The sequence below is a fragment of the Actinomadura sp. NAK00032 genome (assembly GCF_013364275.1).
In the GTDB taxonomy this organism is placed as follows: domain Bacteria; phylum Actinomycetota; class Actinomycetes; order Streptosporangiales; family Streptosporangiaceae; genus Spirillospora.
This window is the reverse complement of record NZ_CP054932.1, coordinates 3,502,446-3,524,316: the sequence shown is the minus strand read 5'-3', so window position 1 is coordinate 3,524,316 and position 21,871 is coordinate 3,502,446. Positions and strand designations below refer to the sequence as shown.

Sequence of the window (21,871 nt, the reverse complement as noted above, 5' to 3'; positions counted from 1 at the left end):
GTCAGCGGCCGTCCAGCAGGGCCTCGGTGATCATTCCGAGGTTCGCCCAGTCGACCGGCGGTTCCCGCCGGAGCCGCCCGTACGTGGCGACCTCCACGTAGGTGCGCTCCCCGTCCGCCGCGATCCCGTGCGGGCCGGACTCCCGGAGCCGCTCCAGCTCGTCCGCGGTCACCTCGGCGGAGAACAGGTGCGCGCGGTGCGCCGACAGCGTCGCGTTCACCTGCCGCGCCCCGTGGGCGCGCAGCCGCTCCGGTGCCAGCGCCAGCCCCGTCTCCTCCGCGACCTCGGCCAGCGCCGTCCGCACCGGCCCGCCCGCGCCGGACCCGCCCGGCGCCTCGTGGACGAACCCGGCCGCGCAGGGGCCGCGGAACTCCCGGACGAGCACCACCTCGGTCTCGTCGAGCGTCGCGCCGCGCCGGTACAGGACGACGACGGAGACGTCCGGGCGCCCGATGACGACCTCGTTGTCCTTCACCCGGTCCTCGGCGGTGACGCGCATCCGGACGTGCAGGCCCCAGCACACGCCGAACCGGAACACCACCCGCGCGCCGAGCAGCACGTTGCCCGCGCCCCGCTGCCCCGCGTACCAGGACTGGAACGCCTCGTCGCGCCACAGCAGCAGCGGCACCTCGCGCTCGCCGCCGGCCCGGGGCGCGCCCGCGCCGATCCGGTCGAGCGCCGCCGCCACCGTCCCGCCCAGGTCCGTCGCCGCGGGCACCCCGAACTTGGCGGCGTAGTGCAGCAGGTAGCGGTTCCCCGGCGCCTCAGGCGGCGCGCCGAACACCACGCGGCCGCTGTCGTGCCACATCCCCCATTCGACGTTCGTGGTGAGCGCGGGCATGGTGGCCGGGTCGCGCGGCACCCAGAAGAGCACCTCGTCGGACAGGTGCAGGCAGCGCTCCTCCCACTCCACCTGCCCGCCGTAGTCGGGGTAGCGGCCGTGCCGGTCCTCCGGGACGAACACCGCGAGCCGCCCCGGTGCCCGCCACCGGCGGCGCAGCTCGGCGACCGCGCCCGGCCGCCAGGACGGGACGCCGGGCGAGCGGGGCGTGGGCCCGGCGAGGAAGACGGCGGCGTCCCACCGGTCCGGCGGCTCCTCCCGCGCGTAGACGACCACAATGCCGCTTTCCATGGAAATGCTCCCTTATTGGCCATGTATGGGTCTTAGAGCCGTGTGGGCCGCCCCGCACCGGGTAAACGGTGACTCAAACAGAATCCGGACACGCCCGGTCAGGAGGAATGATCATGACTGGGATCATGCGAGCACCTCGCACCCGGGGCGTCCTCAGCGGCGTCATGCTGATCCTGCTGGGGCTGTGGGGCGGCCTGCTGCCCTTCGCCGGCCCCTATTTCGGCTTCGGCTTCGCACCGGACGACACCTGGGTCTACACCACCGACAGACTTGTCCTGAGCATCGCCCCGGCGGCCGCGACCGTCCTCGGCGGGCTCATCCTGCTCTTCAGCGCCAACCGCGCGGTCGCGATGTTCGGCGGCTGGCTGGCCGTGCTCGGCGGCGCCTGGTTCGCCGTCGGCCCGCTGCTCGCCAGGCTGTGGGACGTCACGGGCATCGGCACCCCGCTCGGCACCGGCCGGGGCCAGATCGTCGCCGAGCAGCTCGCCGGCTTCACCGGGCTCGGCGTGGTCATCGTGTTCTTCGCCGCGCTCGCGCTCGGGCGGTTCGCCGTCCTCGGCGCGCGGGAGGCGGCGCGGACGGCAGGCGGGGCCGGCGCCGGCGCCGCGGGCGGGGCGACCGCCACGCAGCCCATCGCGCACGGCCGCTACGCGCGCGACAACCAGACCGGACGCGTGCCGCAGCAGCCGCAGCCCGGCCACGACCAGCCCGTCGCGGGCGAGCGGCGCTACGAACGCTAGTGGCGGTCGCGGCTGCGCATGTTGCGGACCGCCTTGGTGGTCTCGTAGCTCCCGCGCTCGTCGTCCGTCCGCACGTCGTCGCGGTCGGTGAACATCGCCACGAAGGCGATCAGCAGCCCGACGCCGCCGATCCACGGCTCCCGCCAGGCGAAGCTGAGCGCCACGCACGCGACGGCAACGGAGATGAGCAGCAAGAGCTTCACGTCGCACCCCTCGACCGCGCCCTGATGTCCGGGGGGACCCAGGTCCCCCCGGACGTCCACCAAGTTCCGGCACGGATCCCCGAGTAATGGAAGACTTACTCGACGTCCGTAGGAGCATCCTGACATGCCGCGGCCCGTCCGGGAAAGATCCCCGGCCGGGCCGCGTGCCGAATATTTCGCTACCTGCGGTTCTTTCCGCGCTTCTCGCGGATCTTCATCGTGATGTCGAGCGGGGTCCCGGCGAAGCCGAACTCCTCGCGCAGCCGCCGCTCGATGAAGCGCCGGTAGCCCTCCTCCAGGAACCCGGAGGTGAACAGCACGAAGCGCGGCGGCCGCACCCCCGCCTGCGTCGCGAACAGCACCCGCGGCTGCTTGCCGCCCCGCACCGGGTGCGGATGCGAGTTCACCAGATCGGCGAAGAACTGGTTCAGCTTCGACGTCGGGACCCGCGTCTCCCAGCCCGCCAGGGCCGTCTCGATGCCCGGCACCAGCTTCTCCACGTGCCGGCCGGTCTTGGCGGAGATGTTCACCCGCGGCGCCCAGCGCGCGTTGTGCAGCTGCCGGTCGATCTCGCGCTCCAGGTAGTGGCGGCGCTCCTCGTCCAGCAGGTCCCACTTGTTGTAGGCGATCACCAGCGAGCGGCCCGAGTCGACCACCATCGAGATGATCCGCAGGTCCTGCTCGGCCAGCGGCTGGTCGGCGTCCACCAGCACGACCGCGACCTCGGCACGCTCCAGCGCCGACTGCGTGCGCAGCGTCGCGTAGAAGTCGGCGCCCTGGTTCTCCCGGTGCCGCCGCCGGATCCCGGCCGTGTCGATGAACCGCCAGGTCTCGCCGCCCAGCTCGATCAGCTCGTCCACCGGGTCGCGGGTCGTGCCCGCCACCGAGTCCACGACCGCGCGGTTCTCCCCCGCCAGCTTGTTCAGCAGGCTCGACTTGCCCACGTTCGGACGGCCGAGCAGCGCGATCCGGCGCGGTCCGCCCGCCTCGCCGAACGTCTCCGCCGGCGCCTCCTCCGGCAGCGCCGCCAGCACCGCGTCGAGCAGGTCGCCGCTGCCGCGCCCGTGCAGCGCGCTCACCGGGTGCGGCTCGCCGATGCCGAGCGACCACAGCAGCGCCGCGTCCGACTCGGCGCCCACGTCGTCGACCTTGTTGGCGACCAGCACCACCGGCTTGCCGGACCGGCGCAGGATCTCCACCACGGCCTCGTCCACGTCCGTCGCGCCCACGGTCGCGTCCACCACGAACATCACCACGTCCGCCAGGTCGACCGCCAGCCGCGCCTGCTCCGCGATCGCCGCGGCCAGGCCGGACGAGTCGGGCAGCCACCCGCCGGTGTCGACGACGGTGAACCGGCGCCCGCTCCACGCGGCGTCGTAGGCGACCCGGTCGCGGGTCACGCCCGGGACGTCCTCCACGACGGCCTCGCGGCGGCCGAGGATCCGGTTGACGAGGGTGGACTTGCCGACGTTCGGCCGCCCGACCACCGCCACCACCGGCGCCGGCCCCGCGTCCCCGGCGACGTCCTCGACGACGTCCACCGTTTCGATCTCGTAATCGCTCACTGCCCTGTCCCCGGGGCGGCCCTCAGGCCGCCCGCTCACTCATGCTCTTTGGCGAGGCGGACGACCGCCTCGATGACCTCGGCGAGGCTCAGCTCCGTCGAGTCGATCTCGTGCGCGCCCGCCGCCTTCGTCAGCGGCGACGCCTTCCGGGTGGAGTCCAGCCGGTCCCGCCGCGCCTGCTCGGCCCGCGTCACCGTCACCGACGCCCCCGGGTCGGCCGCGAGGTCCTTCGCCCGGCGCGCGGCCCGCGCCTCCTCGCTGGCCGTCAGGTACACCTTCACCGCCGCGTCCGGCGCCACGACCGTGCCGATGTCGCGCCCCTCCACCACGATGCCGCCGGCCCCGATGGCCTCCCGCTGCAGCTCGACCAGCCGGGCACGGACCGCCGGGACGGCGCTGACCGCGCTGACCGCGTTCGTCACCTCGCGAGTGCGGATCGGCCCGGACACGTCCGCCCCGTCCACCGTGATCGCCGGCGCGTCCGGATCCGTGCCCGACACGATCTCCGGCTCCCCGGCGCGCGCCGCCACGGCGGCGCCGTCCTGCACGGGCACGCCCTGGTCCAGCATCCACCACGTCATGGCGCGGTACATGGCCCCGGTGTCCAGGTACCGCAGCCCGAGCGCGCGGGCGACGCCCTTGGACGCGCTGGACTTGCCCGAACCGGAGGGTCCGTCCATGGCGATGACGAGCGGCACGATCGCTCCCTCTCTTCGTCGTCGGAGCACCCGCCGGCCCCTGGCCGGCGGACGAGAACGGGCACGACCCCACCGCCGCACGGCGCAGAGCCCCCGCAAATCCCCCGACGAACCAGGCTACCGGTCCCCAGAAGCAGGCGCGTCACTCTGGGGGACAACCCCCAGACCCCCGAAAGAGGGCTAACCGCCGCCCTCCACTCCGCTGGCGCTCCGTTGCGGGCGTCGGACGAATCACCTCTGGGGGACAACCCCCAGACCCCCGAAAAGGGGGCTAACCGCCGCCCTCCACTCCGCTGGCGCTCCGTTGCGGGCGTCGGTTAGCCCGGCACCGACCAGCCCCGCGCGCGGAGTTCGGAGGCGAGGCGGTCGGCGGCCTCCGGGACTACCGCCAGTTCCAGGACGCCGAGGGGGCGGCCCGGGGAGTGCTCTATCGTCACGTCCTCGATGTTGACGCCCGCGATGCCCGCCGCCTGGAAGATCATCGCCAGTTCGCCGGGGCGGTCGGGGATGACGACCTGGACGGTCGCGTAGGCGGGCTGGTCGCCGCCGTGCTTGCCGGGGATGCGAGCGCGGCCGGCGTTGCCGCGCAGCAGCAGGTCCGCCACGTGGGCGGCGGCCTCCTCGCTGCCGTCGCGCAGCAGCGACGCGGCCACCGCGAGATCGGTCGCGACGGCCTCCAGCACGTCCGCGACGGGCTGGGAGTTCGCCGACAGGATGCCGATCCACAGCCGCGGGTCGCTCGCCGCGATCCGGGTGACGTCCCGGACGCCCTGGCCGGCCAGGCCCAGCGCGACGTCGTCGGCGCCGGTCAGCCGGGCCGCGACCGCCGCCGACACCACGTGCGGGCCGTGCGAGACGAGCGCCACGGCGCGGTCGTGCTCGGCGGCGTCCACCCGCACCGGCATCGCCCCGCACGCCTTCGCCAGGCCCGTGACGGCCGCGACGGTCTCCGGCGTCGCCTCCGGGGGCGCGCACAGCGCCCACGGGCGGCCGAGGAACAGGTCGGCGCGCGCCGCGCTCGGCCCGGACCGCTCGCTCCCGGCGAGGGGGTGCCCCGCCACGAACGTCGTCAGGTCGCAGCCCAGCTCGGCCGCCTGCGCCAGCGGCAGCGCCTTCACGCTCGCCACATCGGTGTAGGCGGTCGCGAGGCCGCGCTTCTGCGCGTCCAGCAGCGTCACCACCACCGCGGCCGGCGGCACCGCCAGCACCGCCAGGTCGGCGGGCCCGTCGTGCGCCCCGTCCGGCAGCGCCTCACCGGCGCCCAGTTCCACCGCCAGCGACAGCGCCGCCGCGTCCCGGTCGGTCAGCAGCACCTCGGCGCCGCGCTCGCGCATCGCCAGGGCGATCGACGTCCCGATCAGGCCCGTCCCGACGACGACGATGCGCCGGGCCACCACGTCCTCACTCACGCCGAAACCCTACTGCGCCCCGCACACTGCCTCCCGCGCTACTGCGCGATGTCGAGCCGGAGCGCCGTCGCACCGCGCAGGTAGACGTGCTGGACGTCCGAGCGGGGGCGGTCGGTCTCGATGTGCGCCATCAGCCGGATCACCCGGGGCAGCGCGCCGGGCACGCCGATCTCGGTCGCGCACAGCAGCGGCACCTCGTGGAAGCCGAGCTTGCGGGCGGCGAGCGCCGGGAACTCCGCCGTCAGGTCCGGCGTCACCGTGAAGATGACGCTGATCACGTCGTCGGTGCTCAGCCCGTTGCGGGCCATCACCTCCGCGACCAGCTCCGCCGTCGCCTCCAGGAGCTGGTCCCGGTCGTCGGCGTCGATCTGCGTAGCCCCGCGGACCGCGCGTACCGCCACAGTCGTCCTCCCCTTCCGTGTCCTACAGCCCGACGGCCTTGTAGAGCTCGCCGACCTCCCGCACGCTGAGCGCGCGCATCCCGCCCGGCTTCAGCGAGCCCAGCTTGATCGGCCCGAACTCTATGCGGGCGAGCTGCTGGACCGGGAACCCGACCTCCTTCAGCAGCCGCCGGACGATGTGCTTGCGCCCCTCGTGCAGCGTGATCTCCACCAGGACGCGCCGTCCGACCTGGTCGAAGATCCGGAACCGGTCGGCCTTGGCGGGCCCGTCCTCCAGCGTCACCCCGGCCTTCAGCCGCTTGCCGAGGTCGCGCGGGATCGGGCCGTGGATCTCCGCCAGGTAGGTCTTGTCGACGCCGAAGGACGGGTGCATGAGCCGGTGCGCCAGCTCCCCGTCGTTGGTGAGCAGGATCAGGCCCTCGGTGTCGGTGTCGAGCCGGCCGACGTGGAACAGCCGCTCGGGGACCTCCACGTAGTCGGCGAGGGACTTGCGGCCCCGCTCGTCCGACATCGTGGACACGATGCCGCGCGGCTTGTTGATCGCGTAGTACCGCATCTCGGCGCGGGTCTCGACGCGCTTGCCGTCCACGTGGATGACGGCGGTCCGCGGGTCGACGCGCTCGCCGAACCGGAACACCTTCTTCCCGTCGACGGTGACGCGGCCCTCGCCGATCAGCTCCTCGCAGTGGCGGCGGCTGCCGACCCCGGCCTCGGCCAGGACCTTCTGCAGCCGCACGCCCTCGTTCTCGGTCACGGAAATCCTCAATCGTCCACTATGTCGTCGGGCAGGTCGTCCGGCAGGTAGGGGGCGAGCTCCGGAAGCTCGTCGAGGTCGCGGAGCCCGAGCCGCTCCAGGAAGTACCCGGTCGTGCGGTACAGGTGGGCCTGTGACTCCGGGTCCTGCCCGGCGTCCTCGATCAGGCCGCGCAGCGTCAGCGTCCGCATGACGCCGTCGCTGTTGACGCCGCGGATCGCCGACACGCGGGCGCGGCTCACCGGCTGCCGGTAGGCGACGACGGCGAGCGTCTCCAGCGCGGCCTGCGTCAGCCGCGCCTGCTGACCGTCGGTGACGAACCGCTCCACGACCGGGGCGCACACGTCCCGGGTGTAGAACCGCCATCCGCCGGCGACCTCCCTGAGATCGAACCCGCGGCCCTGCCCGGTGTATTCCGCGGCCAGCTCGCGCAGCGTCCCCGCGACCTCGCCGCGGGGGCGCTCCAGCAGCTGCGCCAGCGTCATCTCGGTGACCGGCTCGTCCACCACCAGCAGGATCGCCTCGATCGAGGCGCGCAGCCCCGGCTCCGGCGCCTGCGCGCCGGGGTCCTCACTCATCGTCTCGCCCGTCTTCCTCTTCTCGCGCGGCGTCCTTCTTCGGGGCGCCCTCGTAGTCGTCGCCCACCTCGACGTCGCCGTCGTCGGCGCCCGTCCAGATCACGTGCAGCTCGCCGAGGGGCTGGTCCTGCTCGAACAGGACGGCCTGCTCCCGGTACAGCTCCAGCAGCGCCAGGAACCGCGCGACGACCTCGTAGGTGCCCTCCGCGTCGGCGGCCAGGACGCGGAACGTCGTGCGGCGCAGTCGGCGCAGCAGCGCCACGACGATCGCGGCCTGCTCCTTCACGCTGGCCTTCGGCTGGTACATGTGCTCGACCGACACCGCGGGCGGCGCCTTCGGGGCCAGGGCCTTGCCGGCGAGCCGCGCGAACTCCTCCGGGCCGAGGCCGAGCAGCACCTCCGGCAGCAGGTTCGCGAACCGCGGCTCCATCGGCACCAGGCGCGGGAAGCGCCGGGCCGCCTCGGCCATCCGCGCGGCGAGCACCTTCGCGACCTCCTTGTAGGCGCGGTACTGCAGCAGCCGCGCGAACAGCAGGTCGCGGGCCTCCAGCAGCGCCAGGTCCTCCTCGTCGTCGACCTCGCCGGACGGCAGCAGCCGGGCGGCCTTCAGGTCGAGCAGGGTCGCGGCGACCAGCAGGAAGTGGCTGGCCTGGTCCAGGTCCCACTCGCGGCCGTAGGACCGGATGTGCGCGATGAAGTCGTCGGTGACCTTGTGCAGGGACACCTCGGTGATGTCGAGCTTGTGCTTGGAGATCAGGCCGAGCAGCAGGTCGAACGGGCCCTCGAAGTTGTCCAGGTGGACGCGGAAGCCCTGCTGCTCCCCGTCCTCCTCCCGCCCCGGCTCGGGCGACGTGTCCGCCACGTCGCTCACGGTAGCGGAGGACTTCTCCCGCGCTGTGCTCACCGGCCACATCGTCCCATGCCCGCCGCGCGGCTCGCACCATCGGCGGCCACGGGCGGTGACGGGGCGCTACCGCCCGGCGCTACCGCCCGGTCATCCGGCGGACGAGGCCCTCGGTGTAGGAGCGGGTGAACGTGCCCGCCGGGCCGGTGATCTGCACCTGCCCGCCGGTGATGGCCTGCATCACCTGCGCGGGCGGGGAGATCAGCGTCTCGCCGATGAGCATGCCCATCCGGCCGCTCGGCGCCCGGCTCGCGTACCCCTGCGCGGCCTTGCCGGTCAGGGCGGCGAAGCCGGGCCGGTCCGCGTCGTTGAGCGTCAGCTGGACGGTCCAGCCCGGCGCGCCGCGCGCGGGGTCGGGCGCCACCGCCTTCACCGCCTCCAGCCGCCGCACGGTCAGCTCGTCGCCGCCGAAGGTGTAGCAGGACGTGTCGCCGGCGACGGTGCGGGCACCGGCCTTGCACGGCGGCTGCGACACCTCGTCGACCAGCGAGAACGTCAGCGGCTCGCGGAGGTCGACCGGCCCGGAGGCGGCCGGCCCGGAGTCGCCGTCGTCGCCGGTGACGATCACGTAGGCGACGGCACCGGTGATCAGCAGCAGCACCGCGACGGCCGCGGCGATCAGCACGAAGACCAGCGGCCCCGGCCCGCGGCGGGGCGCGGTGGGCGGGGGCGCGCCGGGCGGCGGGCCGTACGGGATGGGCGGGGGGTGTCCCATGTGCGCGCTCCGTCAGGGGGATCGGGGAACGCCGGGCCGGGTCACTCGGCCTCGGCCCACCGCACGAGGACCTCGCGCGCGAGGCTCCGGTAGGCGTTCGCTCCCATCGAGCTGGGGTCGAAGAACGTGATCGGCTCCCCGGCGACGGTCGCGTCCGGGAAGCGCACCGTCCGGTTGATGACGGTGTGGAAAACCTTGTCGCCGAACGCCTCGACGATGCGGCCGAGGACCTCGCGGGTGTGCAGCGTCCGCGAGTCGTACATCGTGCCGAGGACGCCGTCGATGACCAGCTCCGGGTTGATCCGGCCCTGGACCTTGTCGATCGTCTCCATCAGCAGCGCGACGCCGCGCATCGCGAAGTACTCGCACTCCAGCGGGATCAGCACGCCCTCGCTGGCGGCCAGCGCGTTGACCGTGAGCAGGCCGAGCGACGGCTGGCAGTCGATGAGGATGTAGTCGTAGTGCGGGACCGCCGACTTCAGCGCGCCCTGGAGGATGTACTCGCGCCCGACCTCGTGGACGAGCTGGACCTCCGCGCCGGACAGGTCGATGTTGCTCGGCAGCAGGTCCATCCCGTCGACGCCGGTCTCGATGACGACGTCCTCCCACTCGGTGTCGTGCTCGAGCAGCAGGTTGTGGATCGTCACGTCGAGCTGGCGCGGGTCGCCCTTGCCGAGGCCGACCGACAGGGCGCCCTGCGGGTCGAAGTCGACGAGCAGGACCCGGCGGCCGTACTCGGCGAGCGCCGCGCCCAGGTTGATCGTCGTGGTGGTCTTGCCGACGCCGCCCTTCTGGTTGCAGACGGCCACGATCCGCGCCGGCCCCGGCTCGGCCAGGGGTTCCGGTTCCGGGAACACCGGCACGGGTCGCTGAGTGGGCCCGAGGGCCCGGCTCGGATCGGTCTCTATGGTGGCGGAGGAAAGGACTCCCTCCGCACCGTCTGTGCTGGTCACCAGATCCCTCCCCGGCGGCCCGGAAATGCCATCCAGAACCGGGACTCTAGGGCCGTCCATCCCGGGTCACAAGCCGACGCGCGCCGAACGTCGCGATTTGTGCCGCGACCGGTCCGTCCCGTTCCTGCCCGATTGCGCACCCCGGTCAGCTCCGCGCGCGGGGGTGCGAGGTCGCGTAGACCTCCCGCAGCAGCTGCGCCGTCACCAGCGTGTAGACCTGCGTCGTCGTGACCGACGCGTGCCCGAGCAGCTCCTGGACGACGCGGACGTCGGCGCCGCCGTCCAGCAGGTGCGTGGCGAACGAGTGGCGCAGCGTGTGCGGCGACACCTGCGACAGCTGCGCGCGGTCGGCGGCGGCGCGCAGCACCATCCAGGCGCCCTGGCGCGACAGCCGCCCGCCGCGCGCGTTGAGGAACAGCGCCGGGCCGCCCCGCCCCGCCCCGGCCAGCTCGGGCCGCGCCCGCACCAGGTAGGCGTCCACGGCCTCGCGCGCGTAGTCGCCGATCGGCACGACCCTGGCCTTGCCGCCCTTGCCCGCGACGCGGGCGATCCCGTCCCGCAGGTCGAGGTCGTCGACGTCCAGGCCGACGGCCTCGGAGATCCGCGCGCCCGACCCGTACAGCAGCTCCAGCAGCGCCCGGTCGCGCAGGCCGCGCGCCGCGCCGCGCTCGCCGGACGGCCCGGCCGCCGCCGCGAGCAGCCGCTCCACCTCCGGCAGCGAGATCGCCTTCGGCAGCCGGCGCGGCGGCGTCGGCGGCTTGACGTCGTGCGCGGGGTCGCGGGGCGCGAGGCCCTCCCGCAGCGCGAACCGGTGCAGGCCCCGCACGGCGACGAGCGCGCGCGCCGCCGACCCCGCCGACAGCGGCGGATGGTCAGGGTCGCCCTCCCGCAGCCCGAGCAGGAACGCGCGGACGTCCTCCTCGGTGATGTCGCCGATGGCGGCGCGGCCGCGCGCGTCCTGCACCCGCGCGTAGCGCCGCAGGTCGCGGCGGTAGGAGCTGAGCGTGTTGGCGGCGAGGCCGCGCTCGACGGCCAGGTGCCCCAGGTAGGTGCGCACGGCCGAGTCGAGCGCGGAGGCCGTGCCCGCGCCGTGCGCGGCGCTCCGGGGGGACGGGCTCGGGGACAGTGCGGCACCTCGTTCCGGCCGGGGACTTCGGGGACCCGCCCATCATGCCCCGTCCGGCCGCCCGAGGGGGACCTGCGCGGCCCGGTGCCCCGGGCCGCCGCGGCTCAGCCCTCGGGCGCGTCCGCGGGCCGCAGGTCCCGGAAGCCGGCGTCGCGCGCCGCGCGCACCGCCAGCACCCCCATGCAGGCGACCATGTTGTGCAGGTCGCCGGCCAGGACCTTGCGGACCGCCTCGTCCAGCGGCACCCACACGACCGGCATGTCGGCCTCCTCGTGCACCCGCTCGAAGTCGATCTCCTCGGCGGGCACCTCGGCCAGGCCGCGGGCCAGGAAGATCCGGACCCGCTCGTCGGCCATGCCGGGCGAGGTGAACACGTCGACCAGGGTGTCCCAGCGCTCGGCGCGGTACCCGGCCTCCTCCAGCAGCTCCCGCTCGGCGAGCGCGCGCAGCGGCTCGCCGTCGACGTCCCGCAGCCCGGCGGGCGCCTCCCACAGCAGCATCCCCACCGGGTGCCGGTACTGCCGCAGCAGCAGCACCCGGTCGCGGTCGTCGAGCGCGATGACGCCGACGGCGCCGATGTGCTCGACCACGTCCCGCCGGACGATCTCGGTGCCGTCGCCGCGCGGCATCTCCACCCGGTCCTGCCGGACGCCGAACACCGGCCCCCGGAAGGCCGCCGACGACCCGGCGACGGTCCAGCGCTCGGGCCGGTCGCGGACGTCGCCGGCGCCGAGGCCGCCGCTCACGCGTCGCCCGCGCGCTGCTCGCAGTAGTCCAGGGCGGCGGCGACCAGCCCGGTGAACAGCGGGTGCGGGCGCGTCGGGCGGGACCGGAACTCCGGGTGCGCCTGCGTGCCGACGAAGAACGGGTGCCGCTCGCGCGGCAGCTCCACGTACTCCACCAGGCGGCCGTCCGGGGACAGGCCGGAGAACCGCAGCCCCGCCTCCTCCAGCCGGTCGCGGTAGGAGTTGTTGACCTCGTAGCGGTGCCGGTGCCGCTCGGACACCTTCGCCTCCCCGTACAGCTCCCGCACGACCGAGCCCTCGGCGAGGTCGGCCGGGTACAGGCCGAGCCGCATCGTCCCGCCCATGTCGCGCTCCCCCGCGACGACGTCGAGCTGGTCGGACATCGTCGCGACGACCGGGTGCGCGGTGGTGGCGTCGAACTCGGCGCTGCCCGCGTCGGCGAGCCCGCCGAGGTCGCGCGCCGCCTCGATGACCATGCACTGGAGGCCGAGGCAGATGCCGAGCAGCGGGATCCGGTTCTCCCGGGCGTGCCGCACCGCGCCGAGCTTGCCCTCGATGCCGCGCACCCCGAACCCGCCGGGGATGAGCACGCCGTCGACGCCGTCCAGCTCCCGCTTGGCGCCCTCGGGGGTCTCGCAGTCGTCGCTCTTCACCCAGCGGATGCGGACCTTGGCGTCGTTGCCGAACCCGCCGTGCCGCAGCGCCTCCGTCACCGACAGGTACGCGTCGGGGAGGTCGATGTACTTGCCGACCAGCGCGATCGTGACCTCGCGGGCGGGCTTGTGGACGCGGCGCAGCAGCTCGTCCCAGGCACCCCAGTCGACGTCGCGGAACGGCAGGTCGAGCCGCCGCACCACGTAGGCGTCCAGGCCCTCGGAGTGCAGCACCTTCGGGATGTCGTAGATCGACGCCGCGTCCACGGCCGACACCACGGCCTCGCGGTCCACGTCGCACATCAGGCTGATCTTGTGCTTGAGCCCGTCGGTGATCGGCCGGTCCGACCGGCACACGATCGCGTCGGGCTGGATGCCGATGGAGCGCAGCGCCGCGACCGAGTGCTGCGTCGGCTTGGTCTTCAGCTCCCCGGAAGGGCCGATGTAGGGCAGCAGCGACACGTGCAGGAAGAAGCAGTTCTCGCGGCCGATCTCGTGCCGGATCTGGCGGACCGACTCCAGGAACGGCAGCGACTCGATGTCGCCGACCGTCCCGCCCACCTCGGTGATGACGACGTCGACCTCGGTGTCGTCCGCCATCCCGCGGATGCGGTCCTTGATCTCGTTGGTGATGTGCGGGATCACCTGCACGGTGTCGCCGAGGTACTCCCCGCGCCGCTCCTTGGCGATCACGTTGGAGTAGACCTGCCCGGTGGTGACGTTCGCGGACCCGTGCAGCTCGGTGTCGAGGAACCGCTCGTAGTGCCCGATGTCGAGGTCGGTCTCGGCCCCGTCGTCGGTGACGAACACCTCGCCGTGCTGGAACGGGTTCATCGTGCCGGGGTCGACGTTGAGGTAGGGGTCGAGCTTCTGCATGGTGACCCGGAGGCCGCGAAGCGTGAGAAGCCGCCCCAGGCTGGACGCCGTCAGTCCCTTGCCGAGGCTGGAGGCGACACCGCCGGTGACGAAGAGATGCTTGGTAGGACGTGATCTACCAGTGGCTGCCGAAGGCAAGAAGGCACTCCCGTGGTCGTGATGAGGCGGACGACCCATCGTCCACGGGCCACCAGAATAGCGCGTCTATCGCATTGACCTCGGCGTCGGGCCCTAGAGGGCCCTCCTTCCACGGTCACCGCGGCGATCGCTGCATCGCTCCGGCTCGCCTTGCGGCTCGCTGCGCGATCAGGTTTCCTGCTTCGCTCGAAACCTGGCTTCGCACGCGATCGCAACGCCGGGGTCACTGCGGGCTGGGGCTACGGACGTGCGTCCTTCCGCCTGTGCGGGTTCGCTCTCGGCATAGCGGACGTCCTGCCCCCGGCCGGGGGCAGGACGTCCGCGCGGCCTACAGGCGGGGGGTGGCGGCGCTGGGCATGATCGTGCGGAGCTGGCGGGTCAGCTCGTCGATCAGGGAGCGCGCCTGGTCGGCGGCCTGGCGGGCGGCGTCGCGCTCCTGGGACAGCTCGGCGATCTGGGCGCGCTGCTCGGTGACGGCCTGGGCGAGCTGGTCGACCCACTGGTCGCGTTCGGCGAGCTTCTCGGCGACGGCGTCGCGCTCGGCGGCCATCTGCCGCATCCCCGTGACGGCCTTGTCGCGCTCGCGGCCGGCCTGGTCGGCGCGGCCGCGGGCGAGCGTCAGCTCGGACTCGGCGCGCGCCTGGGCCTGGACGGCGGCCTCGCGGGTCCGCTCGGCGGCCTCCCGGGCCTTGGCGCCGGCGTCGCGCTCGCGCTCGGCCTTCTTGGCGGCCTCCAGGGACTGCGCGGCCGTGTCGAGGGCCTGCTGGCGCTCGGCCTCGGCGGCCTCGGCGCGGCCGCCGGCCTCCTGGACGCGGCGCTCGGCGTCCTGCGCGCGGCGCTCGGCCTCCTGGGCGCGGCGCTCGTTCTCCTGGGCGCGGCGCTCGGCGACCTCGGCGCGGCGCCGGGACTCGTCGGCCTCCTTGCCGGCGCCGACGACGGCGTGCTGGAGGTTCTGCGCGGTCATCTCGGCGTCGGTGACCTTAGCGCGCAGCTGCGCCAGCTCCGCGTGCGCGTTCTCCAGCGCGCGGGACAGCTCGGCGGCCTGCTCGGCGACGCGGTCGCGCTCGGCCTCGGCGGAGCGGCGCCCGCCGACGGCGTCCTCGACGGCGCGGAGCGCGTCGTCGCGGGCCTCGCTCATGGCGTCGCGCTGCTGGATCGCCTGGCGGACGGTGGCCTCGGCCTCGGCGACGCGGCGCTCGGCCTGCTCGACCTGGGCCTGGACCTGCTCCATCTGCGCGCGCGCCTGGTCGGCCTGGGCGCGGGCCTGGTCGGCCTGGACCCGGCCCTGCTGGGCCTGGTTCCACGCCGCGGCGGCGTCGCGCTGCGCGTTCTCCTTCTCGGTCTGGAGCGCGGCTATCTGCGTGACGGCCTCGTTCTGGACCTCGGCGGCGCGGCGCTCGGCCTCGCCGACCTGCCGCTCGGCCTCGACGGCGCGGCGCTCGGCCTGCTCGGCCTGGCCGCGGGCACGCTGCACCTCGCCCCAGGCGGCGGCCGCGTCGCGCTGCGCCGACTCCTTCTCCTGCTGGACGGCGGCGACCTGCGCGGCGCTCTCGGTCTGCGCCTCGGTGACGCGGCGCTCGGCCTCGACGGCGCGGCGGTCCGCCTGCTCGGCCTGGCCGCGGGCACGCTGCACCTCGCCCCAGGCGGCGGCCGCGTCGCGCTGCGCCGACTCCTTCTCCTGCTGGACGGCGGCGACCTGCGCGGCCGTCTCGGTCTGCGCCTCGCTGACCTTGCGCTCCCCGGCGGCGAGCGCGTCGCCGATGAGGTCGGCCATCTGGCGCAGCCGCTCGACGATGTCCCAGGGCTGGGCCTCGGGCTGCTCGGCGTCGGGGCGCACCATCTCGCCGGTCTGGCCGTGGCGGCCGCCGCCCTGCGCGGGCTTGGCCATCTGGATCGGCTGCTGCGCGGCGGGCAGGGCGGCCGGCGCGGCCTCGTGCGGGCGGCCCGGGTCGCGTCCCATGGCGGGCCAAGGGGCCGCCGCGTCCGGGACGCGGTTGCCGCCCGATCCGTTCAGCTCGCTCACCGTTCTCCTCGCCTCACGGCCGGGAGCCCGGCGAGCGGCATGGCGCCGCCCATCCTGCTCGCCGCTTTCCTCGGACGGCTCGTCACTTCGCTCACGTGTCTCCTCGCCCGGCGGCGCGGGGCCGCGTTCGCGGGGGTCGTTGTGCACATCTCGTTCGCTCCGCTGCCGGCCCTGCGGCTCCTCGCTTCGCTCACTGAAGGCACTCTAGTCCCGACCAGCGGAGCGTTTGCCCAGTTTGGGGTTTACTTTCTCGGCTCCCCCGCGGCGTTCCCGCACGAAGAGGCCCAGATGGCGGCCGGTACGGGCCGTCCCACGGTGCCGCGGGTCACATCGGGCGGGCGGGCGGGGCGGGTGGGACAATCGCGCCCCATGGAGCTTCGCACCCTGTATCCGCCGATCGAGCCGTACGACTCCGGGCTGCTCGACGTCGGCGACGGCGACGAGATCTACTGGGAGGTCTGCGGGAACCCGGACGGCAAGCCCGCGGTCATGGTGCACGGCGGCCCGGGGGCCGGGTGCAGCCCGGCGCACCGCCGGCAGTTCGACCCGGAGGCGTACCGCATCGTCCTGTTCGACCAGCGCAACTGCGGGCGCAGCGTGCCGCACGCGAAGGATCCGGAGGTGTCGCTGGAGGCGAACACCACCTGGAACCTCGTCGCGGACATGGAGCGGCTGCGCGAGCACCTCGGCATCGACCGCTGGCTGGTGTTCGGCGGCAGCTGGGGCAGCGCGCTGTCGCTGGCCTACGCCCAGACCCATCCGGACCGCGTGAGCGAGCTGGTGCTGCGCGGCATCTTCACCCTGCGCCCGTTCGAGCTGTACTGGTTCTACCAGGAGGGGGCGTCGCTGCTGTTCCCCGACCTGTGGGAGAAGTACGTCGAGCCGATCCCCGAGGACGAGCGGGAGGACCTCATCTCGGCGTTCAACGAGCGGGTCAACTCCCCCGACCCGGACGTGCGGATCGCGGCGGCGAAGGCGTGGGCGACCTGGGAGGGGTCGACGATCACGCTGCGGCCGGACGCGGAGCTGGCGGCGGGGTTCGGCGAGCCGGACTACGCGGTGGCGTTCGCGCGCATCGAGAACCACTACTTCGTCAACGAGGGGTTCTTCGAGGACGAGCAGCTCATCCGGGACGTGGACAGGATCCGCCACATCCCGGCGGTGATCGTCCAGGGCCGCTACGACGTGTGCACGCCGCCGGCGACGGCGTGGGACCTGCACCGGGCGTGGCCGGAGGCCGACTTCCACCTCGTGGACGACGCGGGCCACGCGTTCAGCGAGCCCGGCATCCTGCACCGCCTGATCGAGGCGACCGACCGCTTCGCCGCGACACGGTAAAGCCAGGGTTTAGAACGAAATGAGCCGGTCAAGTTAGCGGCTTGTCCGGCAAAAAGAACGGAACGACGGCCCCGCGAGAACCGGCCACTCCCTAATGTGGCAGTCAACCGGGCCGATATACGGCCGGGGCCGGCCCCGAACGGCGGGCCCCGGCCGCCGCGTGCACGGTCCGAAATCCGCGATTTCTTACCCATCGGCAACCCACTCCTTACCGTGCGGCCAGTGATCCTGCCCCTTGAAGGCAACTGAACGCGGCCTCCCAGGGCCCGCGCCAACGCCGTGCCCCCCATCCGCCCCAGGACGCCCGCGACCGGACGACCTCCGGCGATGCGACGTGACGCCCGCCGCACCCGGCGCGTTGACACCGAATCTGAGTGACTTACCTCACACAACCGATACACAAAACCCCTCCCGGGGCGACGCCGGAACATTAAGCTGACGTTCAGGAAGCATCCTGGGTGCTTCCGCGATCAGTTCGGCAGTACCTCCTGCGTATCAGCGGGAAAGGCGGACCACCGCCCGGCCGGCGCCCATTCGAATTGCACCGAATTCGGCAAAGCCCTTAACCCTACCCAGCGCGGTGCGCGGCTAAACATCCCGCCGATAACATTCCCCTGCGATCACGGCGCGAGATTCGCTAAGTTGCCTGGACATGGCAGCGCAACCCCTGGAATCACCGACCCGACGCCCGGACGCGAACGAGACGAACGCGGAAGTGCAACTCCAGGAGCCGAGCCTCTCCGATGGCCCGGAGCTGTGGCGGCTCGCCCGGGACTCACAGGTCCTGGACGTCAACTCGCCGTACAGTTACACGCTTTGGTGCCGCGATTTCGCGGACACTTCCGTGGTGGCGCGCGACGGCGCCGGCCCGTGCGGTTTCATCACCGGCTACGTCCGCCCGTCCCGGCCGGACACGTTCTTCGTCTGGCAGGTCGCCGTCGACCGCGAGCACCGCGGCCAGGGCCTGGCCCGCCGCATGCTGGACCGCCTCGCCGACCGGCTCGCACCACGCGGGCACCGGTACATGGAGGCCACGGTGACGCCGGACAACACCGCTTCCACCGCGATGTTCGAATCGTTCGCCCGGGACCGCGGGTGCGAGGCCGCCCGCAGCCCGCTGTTCGGCGCGGAGCACTTCCCCGAGGGGGGACACGAGCCGGAGGTGCTCTTCAGGATCGGCCCGATCGCCGCCGCGAACTGACCCACTCCACTCCCCCGACCGCTCCCCCACTCCGACTGCCTGGGAGGCAGACATGGACGTTTTCGCCCGCCTGGAATCGGAAGTCCGCGGCTACTGCCGAGGGTGGCCCACGGTGTTCACCACCGCGCAGGGCAGCCACATGACCGACGAGAACGGTAAAACGTACCTCGATTTCTTCGCCGGCGCCGGGACCCTCAACTACGGGCACAACAACCCGCAGCTGAAACGCCGGCTGATGGACTATCTCGCCAGTGACGCGATCGTGCACAGCCTCGACATGTACACCGCGGCGAAACGGGACTTCCTGGAACGCTTCAGCGAGTACGTCCTGCAGCCGCGTGGGCTGGACTACAAGGTCCAGTTCCCGGGCCCGGCGGGCAACAACTCGGTCGAGGCCGCGCTGAAACTCGCGCGCAAGTACACCGGCCGGGAGACCGTCGTCAGCTTCACCAACGCCTTCCACGGGATGACGCTCGGCGCGCTCGCCGTCACCGGCAACTCGATGAAGCGCACCGGCGCCGGCGTGCCGCTCGGCCACGGCGTGGCCATGCCGTACGACAACTACCTGGACGGCCGCACCCCGGACTTCCTGCTGTTCGACACGATGCTCGACGACAGCGGCAGCGGCCTGGACAAGCCCGCCGCCGTCATCGTCGAGACCGTGCAGGGCGAGGGCGGCATCAACGTCGCCACCGCCGAGTGGCTGCGCGGCCTGCAGGACCTGTGCCACCGCCACGACATCCTCCTCATCGTCGACGACGTCCAGATGGGCTGCGGCCGCACCGGCCAGTTCTTCAGCTTCGAGGAGGCGGGCATCACCCCGGACATCGTCTGCCTGTCCAAGTCCCTCAGCGGCTACGGGCTGCCGTTCGCGGTCACGCTCATGAAGCGGGAGCTGGACGTGTGGGACCCGGGAGAGCACAACGGCACCTTCCGCGGCTTCAACCCCGCGTTCGTCACCGCCGTCGCCGCGCTGGAGGACTACTGGACCGGCGACGACATGGAGAAGCAGACCCTCGCCAAGAGCCAGCAGGTCGAGCGCGCGCTGGAGGACATCGCGCTCGCGCACGCCGGCGCGATCGACTCCGTGCGCGGCCGGGGCCTCGCGTGGGGCCTGGTCATGAAGGACGCCGAGCTGGCCCCGAAGGTGTGCGGCGAGGCGTTCGCCCGCGGGCTGCTGATGGAGACCTCCGGCCCCGAGGGCGAGGTCGTCAAGCTGCTGCCGCCGCTCACCACGACCGAGGCCGAGCTGGCCCGCGGCATGGAGATCATCGCGGACTCCATGGAGGCCGTCCGCGCGAAGGTCGCGGTCTGACCCGCGCCGCCGCGCCACCGGTCGCGGCGCCCCGGACCGGGGCGCCGCGACCGCACCCGGAACCACCGCCGCGTCCCCGGCACCACTGGAAAGAGGAGTTTCATGATCGTTCGTTCCCTTGACGAGATCGTCGGCACCGAGCGCGACGTGCAGGCGCCGACCTGGTGCAGCCGCCGGTTCGTGCTCGCCAAGGAGGGCGTCGGATTCTCGCTGCACGAGACGATCCTGTACGCGGGGACCGAGACGAAGATGTGGTACGCCAACCACATCGAGGCCGTCTACTGCATCGAGGGCCAGGGCGAGCTCACCAACGACGAGACCGGTGAGAAGCACGACATCAGGCCCGGCGTGATGTACCTGCTCAACGGACACGAGCACCACACCCTGCGCGCGCACACGGACGTCAAGACGGTGTGCGTCTTCAACCCGCCCTGCACCGGCCGGGAGGTCCATGACGAGAACGGTGTCTACCCCCTGCTGACTGAGGAGGACGCATGAGCATCATCGAGTCCCATCCGACCATCGACGACGCCTACCCCACCCGGAAGGCCTCCGAGGCGGCGCTGCTGTACCGGCAGGACCCGGTCGTGCACGGCGGCCCCGGGGACGGGCCGATCGACGGCGCCACCCTCGACTCGTTCGAGGCCAACGGCTTCCTGTCGGTGGACCAGCTGCTCGCGCCGGAGGAGGTCGAGGACTACCGCGCCGAGCTGCGCCGGCTGTCCTCGGACCCGGAGATCCTGGCCGACGAGCGCACGGTCACCGAGCGCGGCTCGAACGAGGTGCGCTCCATCTTCGAGGTCCACAAGATCAGCGAGGTCTTCGCCGCGCTCGTCCGCGACCCCCGCGTGGTCGGCCGGGCCCGGCAGATCCTCGGCTCGGACGTCTACGTGCACCAGAGCCGGGTCAACTACAAGCCGGGCTTCACCGGCAAGGACTTCTACTGGCACTCCGACTTCGAGACCTGGCACGCCGAGGACGGCATGCCGCGCATGCGCGCGGTGAGCATATCCATAGCGCTCACCGAGAATTTCGTGCACAATGGCGGGCTAATGATTATGCCTGGCTCGCACAAGACCTTCGTGGCCTGTGTCGGGGAGACCCCGGACGACCACTACAAGGAGTCGCTGCGCGGCCAGGAGATCGGGACGCCCGACCCGAACAGCCTGTCGATTCTCGCGGACAAGCACGGAATCGAGCTGTTCACCGGTGCGGCGGGCTCCGCGACCATGTTCGACTGCAACTGCATGCACGGCTCGAACGGCAACATCACCCCCTTCCCGCGCTCCAACGTGTTCATCGTGTTCAACAGCGTTGAGAACACGTGCGTCGAGCCGTTCTCGGCGCCCGCGCCCCGGCCGACGTTCATCGGCGCACGCGATTTCAGCCCGGTGCCCGACTGACCGGCTGACAACAATTCGATAACCCGACCGTTCGCCCCGCGCACGCGGGGGGCCGCTTGCCACGGCCCCCCGCGTGCGTGTGGCACCCCGACAGGAGTTCAACGATGACTTCTTCGAGAAGAGATTTCCTCCGCACCGCCGTGCTGCTGTCCGCCGCGGCTCCGCTTGCCGCGGCGGGCTGCTCCACGACGGATCCGGAGAAGGAGAAGGCGGGCGGCGGCACGCTGCAGAAGGCCAAGGACTCCGGCACGATCACGGTGGGCTTCGCCAACGAGGCGCCGTACGGCTTCACCGACAAGTCCGGGAAGCTGACCGGTGAGGCGCCCGAGCTGGCGCGCGTCATCTTCAAGAACCTCGGCATCGGCGAGATCAAGGGCGTGCAGGTCGACTTCGGCGGCCTGATCGCCGGGCTGAACGCCAAGCGGTTCGACGCGATCGCCGCCGGCATGTTCATCAACCCGGAGCGGTGCGCGTCCGCGGCGTTCGCGAACCCCGAGTACGTCGCCAAGAGCGCCTTCATGGTCAAGGAGGGCAACCCGAAGGGCCTGAAGAACGAGAAGGACCCGGCGGCCAAGGGCGTCAAGGTCGGCGTCCTCACCGGCGCGGTCGAGGCCGGCTACGCCGAGAAGAGCGGCGTGAAGAAGGGCGACATCAAGACCTACGCCGACCAGGCGAGCGCCTACGAGGGCCTCAAGGCCGGCCGCGTCGACTGCATCTGGCTGACCCGCATCTCGCTGGCCGACCTGCTGTCCAAGCACAAGGGCGAGGGCTTCGAGGTGACCGAGGCCTTCACCCCGGTCATCGACGGCAAGGAGCAGTTCGGCGCGGGCGCGTTCGCGTTCCGCAAGGCCGACTCGGACCTGCTGACCGCCTGGAACGGCGAGCTCGACAAGCTCAAGCAGCAGAACGGGCTGCTGCCGATCCTGCAGCCCTTCGGTTTCACCCAGGCCGACATGCCGGGCCCGGACGACACCGCCGCCAAGTTCTGCAAGGGCTGATC

Annotated in this window: 22 protein-coding genes; 7 read left to right on the top strand and 15 right to left on the bottom strand. The window is 72.7% G+C overall.

Features of this window, described 5'->3' with window-relative positions; translation table 11 throughout:
- Nucleotide 1: 1 nt before the first annotated feature.
- Complete coding sequence (locus HUT06_RS16510; protein ID WP_176196551.1) at nt 2-1,132, bottom strand: nucleoside 2-deoxyribosyltransferase domain-containing protein; 1,131 nt, start codon at nt 1,130-1,132, stop codon at nt 2-4.
- Nucleotides 1,133-1,257: 125 nt separating this feature from the next.
- On the opposite strand from HUT06_RS16510, the gene HUT06_RS16505 reads away from it, so the two are divergent.
- Complete coding sequence (locus HUT06_RS16505; protein WP_176196550.1) at nt 1,258-1,872, top strand: hypothetical protein; 615 nt, start codon at nt 1,258-1,260, stop codon at nt 1,870-1,872.
- Here HUT06_RS16505 and HUT06_RS16500 read toward each other — a convergent pair.
- From HUT06_RS16500 to HUT06_RS16435, 14 genes are all read right to left on the bottom strand, one after another.
- On the bottom strand, nt 1,869-2,075 hold the full coding sequence (locus HUT06_RS16500) for a hypothetical protein (RefSeq protein ID WP_176196549.1): 207 nt from the start codon (nt 2,073-2,075) through the stop codon (nt 1,869-1,871). The genes HUT06_RS16505 and HUT06_RS16500 overlap by 4 nt on opposite strands.
- 179 nt (nt 2,076-2,254) lie before the next feature.
- A complete protein-coding gene (der, locus tag HUT06_RS16495) occupies nt 2,255-3,640 on the bottom strand; it encodes a ribosome biogenesis GTPase Der (protein WP_176196548.1) in 1,386 nt (461 codons plus the stop codon).
- Nucleotides 3,641-3,675: 35 nt separating this feature from the next.
- Complete coding sequence (cmk, locus tag HUT06_RS16490; RefSeq protein ID WP_254715215.1) at nt 3,676-4,338, bottom strand: (d)CMP kinase; 663 nt, start codon at nt 4,336-4,338, stop codon at nt 3,676-3,678.
- 317 nt (nt 4,339-4,655) lie between these two features.
- A complete protein-coding gene (locus HUT06_RS16485) occupies nt 4,656-5,747 on the bottom strand; it encodes a prephenate dehydrogenase (protein ID WP_302931808.1) in 1,092 nt (363 codons plus the stop codon).
- Nucleotides 5,748-5,785: 38 nt separating this feature from the next.
- A complete protein-coding gene (gene aroH, locus HUT06_RS16480) occupies nt 5,786-6,148 on the bottom strand; it encodes a chorismate mutase (protein WP_176196547.1) in 363 nt (120 codons plus the stop codon).
- Between the two features lie 22 nt (nt 6,149-6,170).
- A complete protein-coding gene (locus HUT06_RS16475; protein ID WP_176196546.1) occupies nt 6,171-6,902 on the bottom strand; it encodes a pseudouridine synthase in 732 nt (243 codons plus the stop codon).
- Between the two features lie 8 nt (nt 6,903-6,910).
- On the bottom strand, nt 6,911-7,480 hold the full coding sequence (gene scpB / locus HUT06_RS16470; protein WP_176196545.1) for an SMC-Scp complex subunit ScpB: 570 nt from the start codon (nt 7,478-7,480) through the stop codon (nt 6,911-6,913).
- Complete coding sequence (locus HUT06_RS16465; RefSeq protein ID WP_254715214.1) at nt 7,473-8,342, bottom strand: ScpA family protein; 870 nt, start codon at nt 8,340-8,342, stop codon at nt 7,473-7,475. Before HUT06_RS16465 ends, scpB begins: the two co-directional genes overlap by 8 nt.
- A gap of 121 nt (nt 8,343-8,463) precedes the next feature.
- The gene (locus HUT06_RS16460) at nt 8,464-9,099 is read right to left on the bottom strand and encodes a hypothetical protein (RefSeq protein ID WP_176196543.1); all 636 of its coding nucleotides are present in this window, start codon (nt 9,097-9,099) and stop codon (nt 8,464-8,466) included.
- A gap of 41 nt (nt 9,100-9,140) precedes the next feature.
- Complete coding sequence (locus tag HUT06_RS16455) at nt 9,141-10,007, bottom strand: ParA family protein (RefSeq protein WP_254715767.1); 867 nt, start codon at nt 10,005-10,007, stop codon at nt 9,141-9,143.
- 190 nt (nt 10,008-10,197) lie between these two features.
- On the bottom strand, nt 10,198-11,109 hold the full coding sequence (locus HUT06_RS16450) for a site-specific tyrosine recombinase XerD (RefSeq protein ID WP_176196541.1): 912 nt from the start codon (nt 11,107-11,109) through the stop codon (nt 10,198-10,200).
- 173 nt (nt 11,110-11,282) lie between these two features.
- Complete coding sequence (locus tag HUT06_RS16445) at nt 11,283-11,924, bottom strand: NUDIX hydrolase (RefSeq protein ID WP_176196540.1); 642 nt, start codon at nt 11,922-11,924, stop codon at nt 11,283-11,285.
- Complete coding sequence (locus HUT06_RS16440) at nt 11,921-13,630, bottom strand: CTP synthase (protein ID WP_254715213.1); 1,710 nt, start codon at nt 13,628-13,630, stop codon at nt 11,921-11,923. The genes HUT06_RS16445 and HUT06_RS16440 overlap by 4 nt, the downstream gene beginning before the upstream one ends.
- 289 nt (nt 13,631-13,919) lie before the next feature.
- On the bottom strand, nt 13,920-15,614 hold the full coding sequence (locus HUT06_RS16435) for a hypothetical protein (RefSeq protein WP_176196538.1): 1,695 nt from the start codon (nt 15,612-15,614) through the stop codon (nt 13,920-13,922).
- 369 nt (nt 15,615-15,983) lie between these two features.
- On the opposite strand from HUT06_RS16435, the gene pip reads away from it, so the two are divergent.
- The 6 genes from pip to ehuB all read left to right on the top strand — a co-directional run bounded on the left by pip (nt 15,984) and on the right by ehuB (nt 21,869).
- Nucleotides 15,984-16,952, top strand: coding sequence for a prolyl aminopeptidase (pip, locus tag HUT06_RS16430; RefSeq protein WP_176196537.1), 969 nt, complete (start codon nt 15,984-15,986; stop codon nt 16,950-16,952).
- A 652-nt stretch (nt 16,953-17,604) separates the two neighbouring features.
- The gene (ectA, locus tag HUT06_RS16425) at nt 17,605-18,153 is read left to right on the top strand and encodes a diaminobutyrate acetyltransferase (RefSeq protein ID WP_176196536.1); all 549 of its coding nucleotides are present in this window, start codon (nt 17,605-17,607) and stop codon (nt 18,151-18,153) included.
- A 52-nt stretch (nt 18,154-18,205) separates the two neighbouring features.
- Nucleotides 18,206-19,468 (top strand): diaminobutyrate--2-oxoglutarate transaminase, encoded by a 1,263-nt coding sequence (gene ectB, locus HUT06_RS16420; protein WP_176196535.1) that lies wholly within the window; start codon nt 18,206-18,208, stop codon nt 19,466-19,468.
- A gap of 102 nt (nt 19,469-19,570) precedes the next feature.
- Nucleotides 19,571-19,966, top strand: coding sequence for an ectoine synthase (locus HUT06_RS16415; RefSeq protein ID WP_176196534.1), 396 nt, complete (start codon nt 19,571-19,573; stop codon nt 19,964-19,966).
- Entirely contained in the window at nt 19,963-20,871 is a 909-nt protein-coding gene (thpD, locus tag HUT06_RS16410; protein WP_176196533.1) for an ectoine hydroxylase, read from the top strand. Before HUT06_RS16415 ends, thpD begins: the two co-directional genes overlap by 4 nt.
- A 104-nt stretch (nt 20,872-20,975) precedes the next feature.
- On the top strand, nt 20,976-21,869 hold the full coding sequence (gene ehuB / locus HUT06_RS16405) for an ectoine/hydroxyectoine ABC transporter substrate-binding protein EhuB (protein ID WP_176196532.1): 894 nt from the start codon (nt 20,976-20,978) through the stop codon (nt 21,867-21,869).
- The last annotated feature ends 2 nt before the right edge of the window (nt 21,870-21,871 follow it).

What these genes read in the sequence shown, in the direction of transcription:
- HUT06_RS16510 (WP_176196551.1), bottom strand. Translation starts at nt 1,132, where the DNA reads ATGGAAAGCGGCATTGTGGTCGTCTACGCGCGGGAGGAGCCGCCGGAC.
- HUT06_RS16505 (WP_176196550.1), top strand. Translation starts at nt 1,258, where the DNA reads ATGCGAGCACCTCGCACCCGGGGCGTCCTCAGCGGCGTCATGCTGATC.
- scpB (WP_176196545.1), bottom strand. Translation starts at nt 7,480, where the DNA reads ATGAGTGAGGACCCCGGCGCGCAGGCGCCGGAGCCGGGGCTGCGCGCC.
- HUT06_RS16460 (WP_176196543.1), bottom strand. Translation starts at nt 9,099, where the DNA reads ATGGGACACCCCCCGCCCATCCCGTACGGCCCGCCGCCCGGCGCGCCC.
- HUT06_RS16440 (WP_254715213.1), bottom strand. Translation starts at nt 13,630, where the DNA reads ATGGGTCGTCCGCCTCATCACGACCACGGGAGTGCCTTCTTGCCTTCG.
- pip (WP_176196537.1), top strand. Translation starts at nt 15,984, where the DNA reads ATGGAGCTTCGCACCCTGTATCCGCCGATCGAGCCGTACGACTCCGGG.
- ectA (WP_176196536.1), top strand. Translation starts at nt 17,605, where the DNA reads ATGGCAGCGCAACCCCTGGAATCACCGACCCGACGCCCGGACGCGAAC.
- ectB (WP_176196535.1), top strand. Translation starts at nt 18,206, where the DNA reads ATGGACGTTTTCGCCCGCCTGGAATCGGAAGTCCGCGGCTACTGCCGA.
- HUT06_RS16415 (WP_176196534.1), top strand. Translation starts at nt 19,571, where the DNA reads ATGATCGTTCGTTCCCTTGACGAGATCGTCGGCACCGAGCGCGACGTG.
- thpD (WP_176196533.1), top strand. Translation starts at nt 19,963, where the DNA reads ATGAGCATCATCGAGTCCCATCCGACCATCGACGACGCCTACCCCACC.
- ehuB (WP_176196532.1), top strand. Translation starts at nt 20,976, where the DNA reads ATGACTTCTTCGAGAAGAGATTTCCTCCGCACCGCCGTGCTGCTGTCC.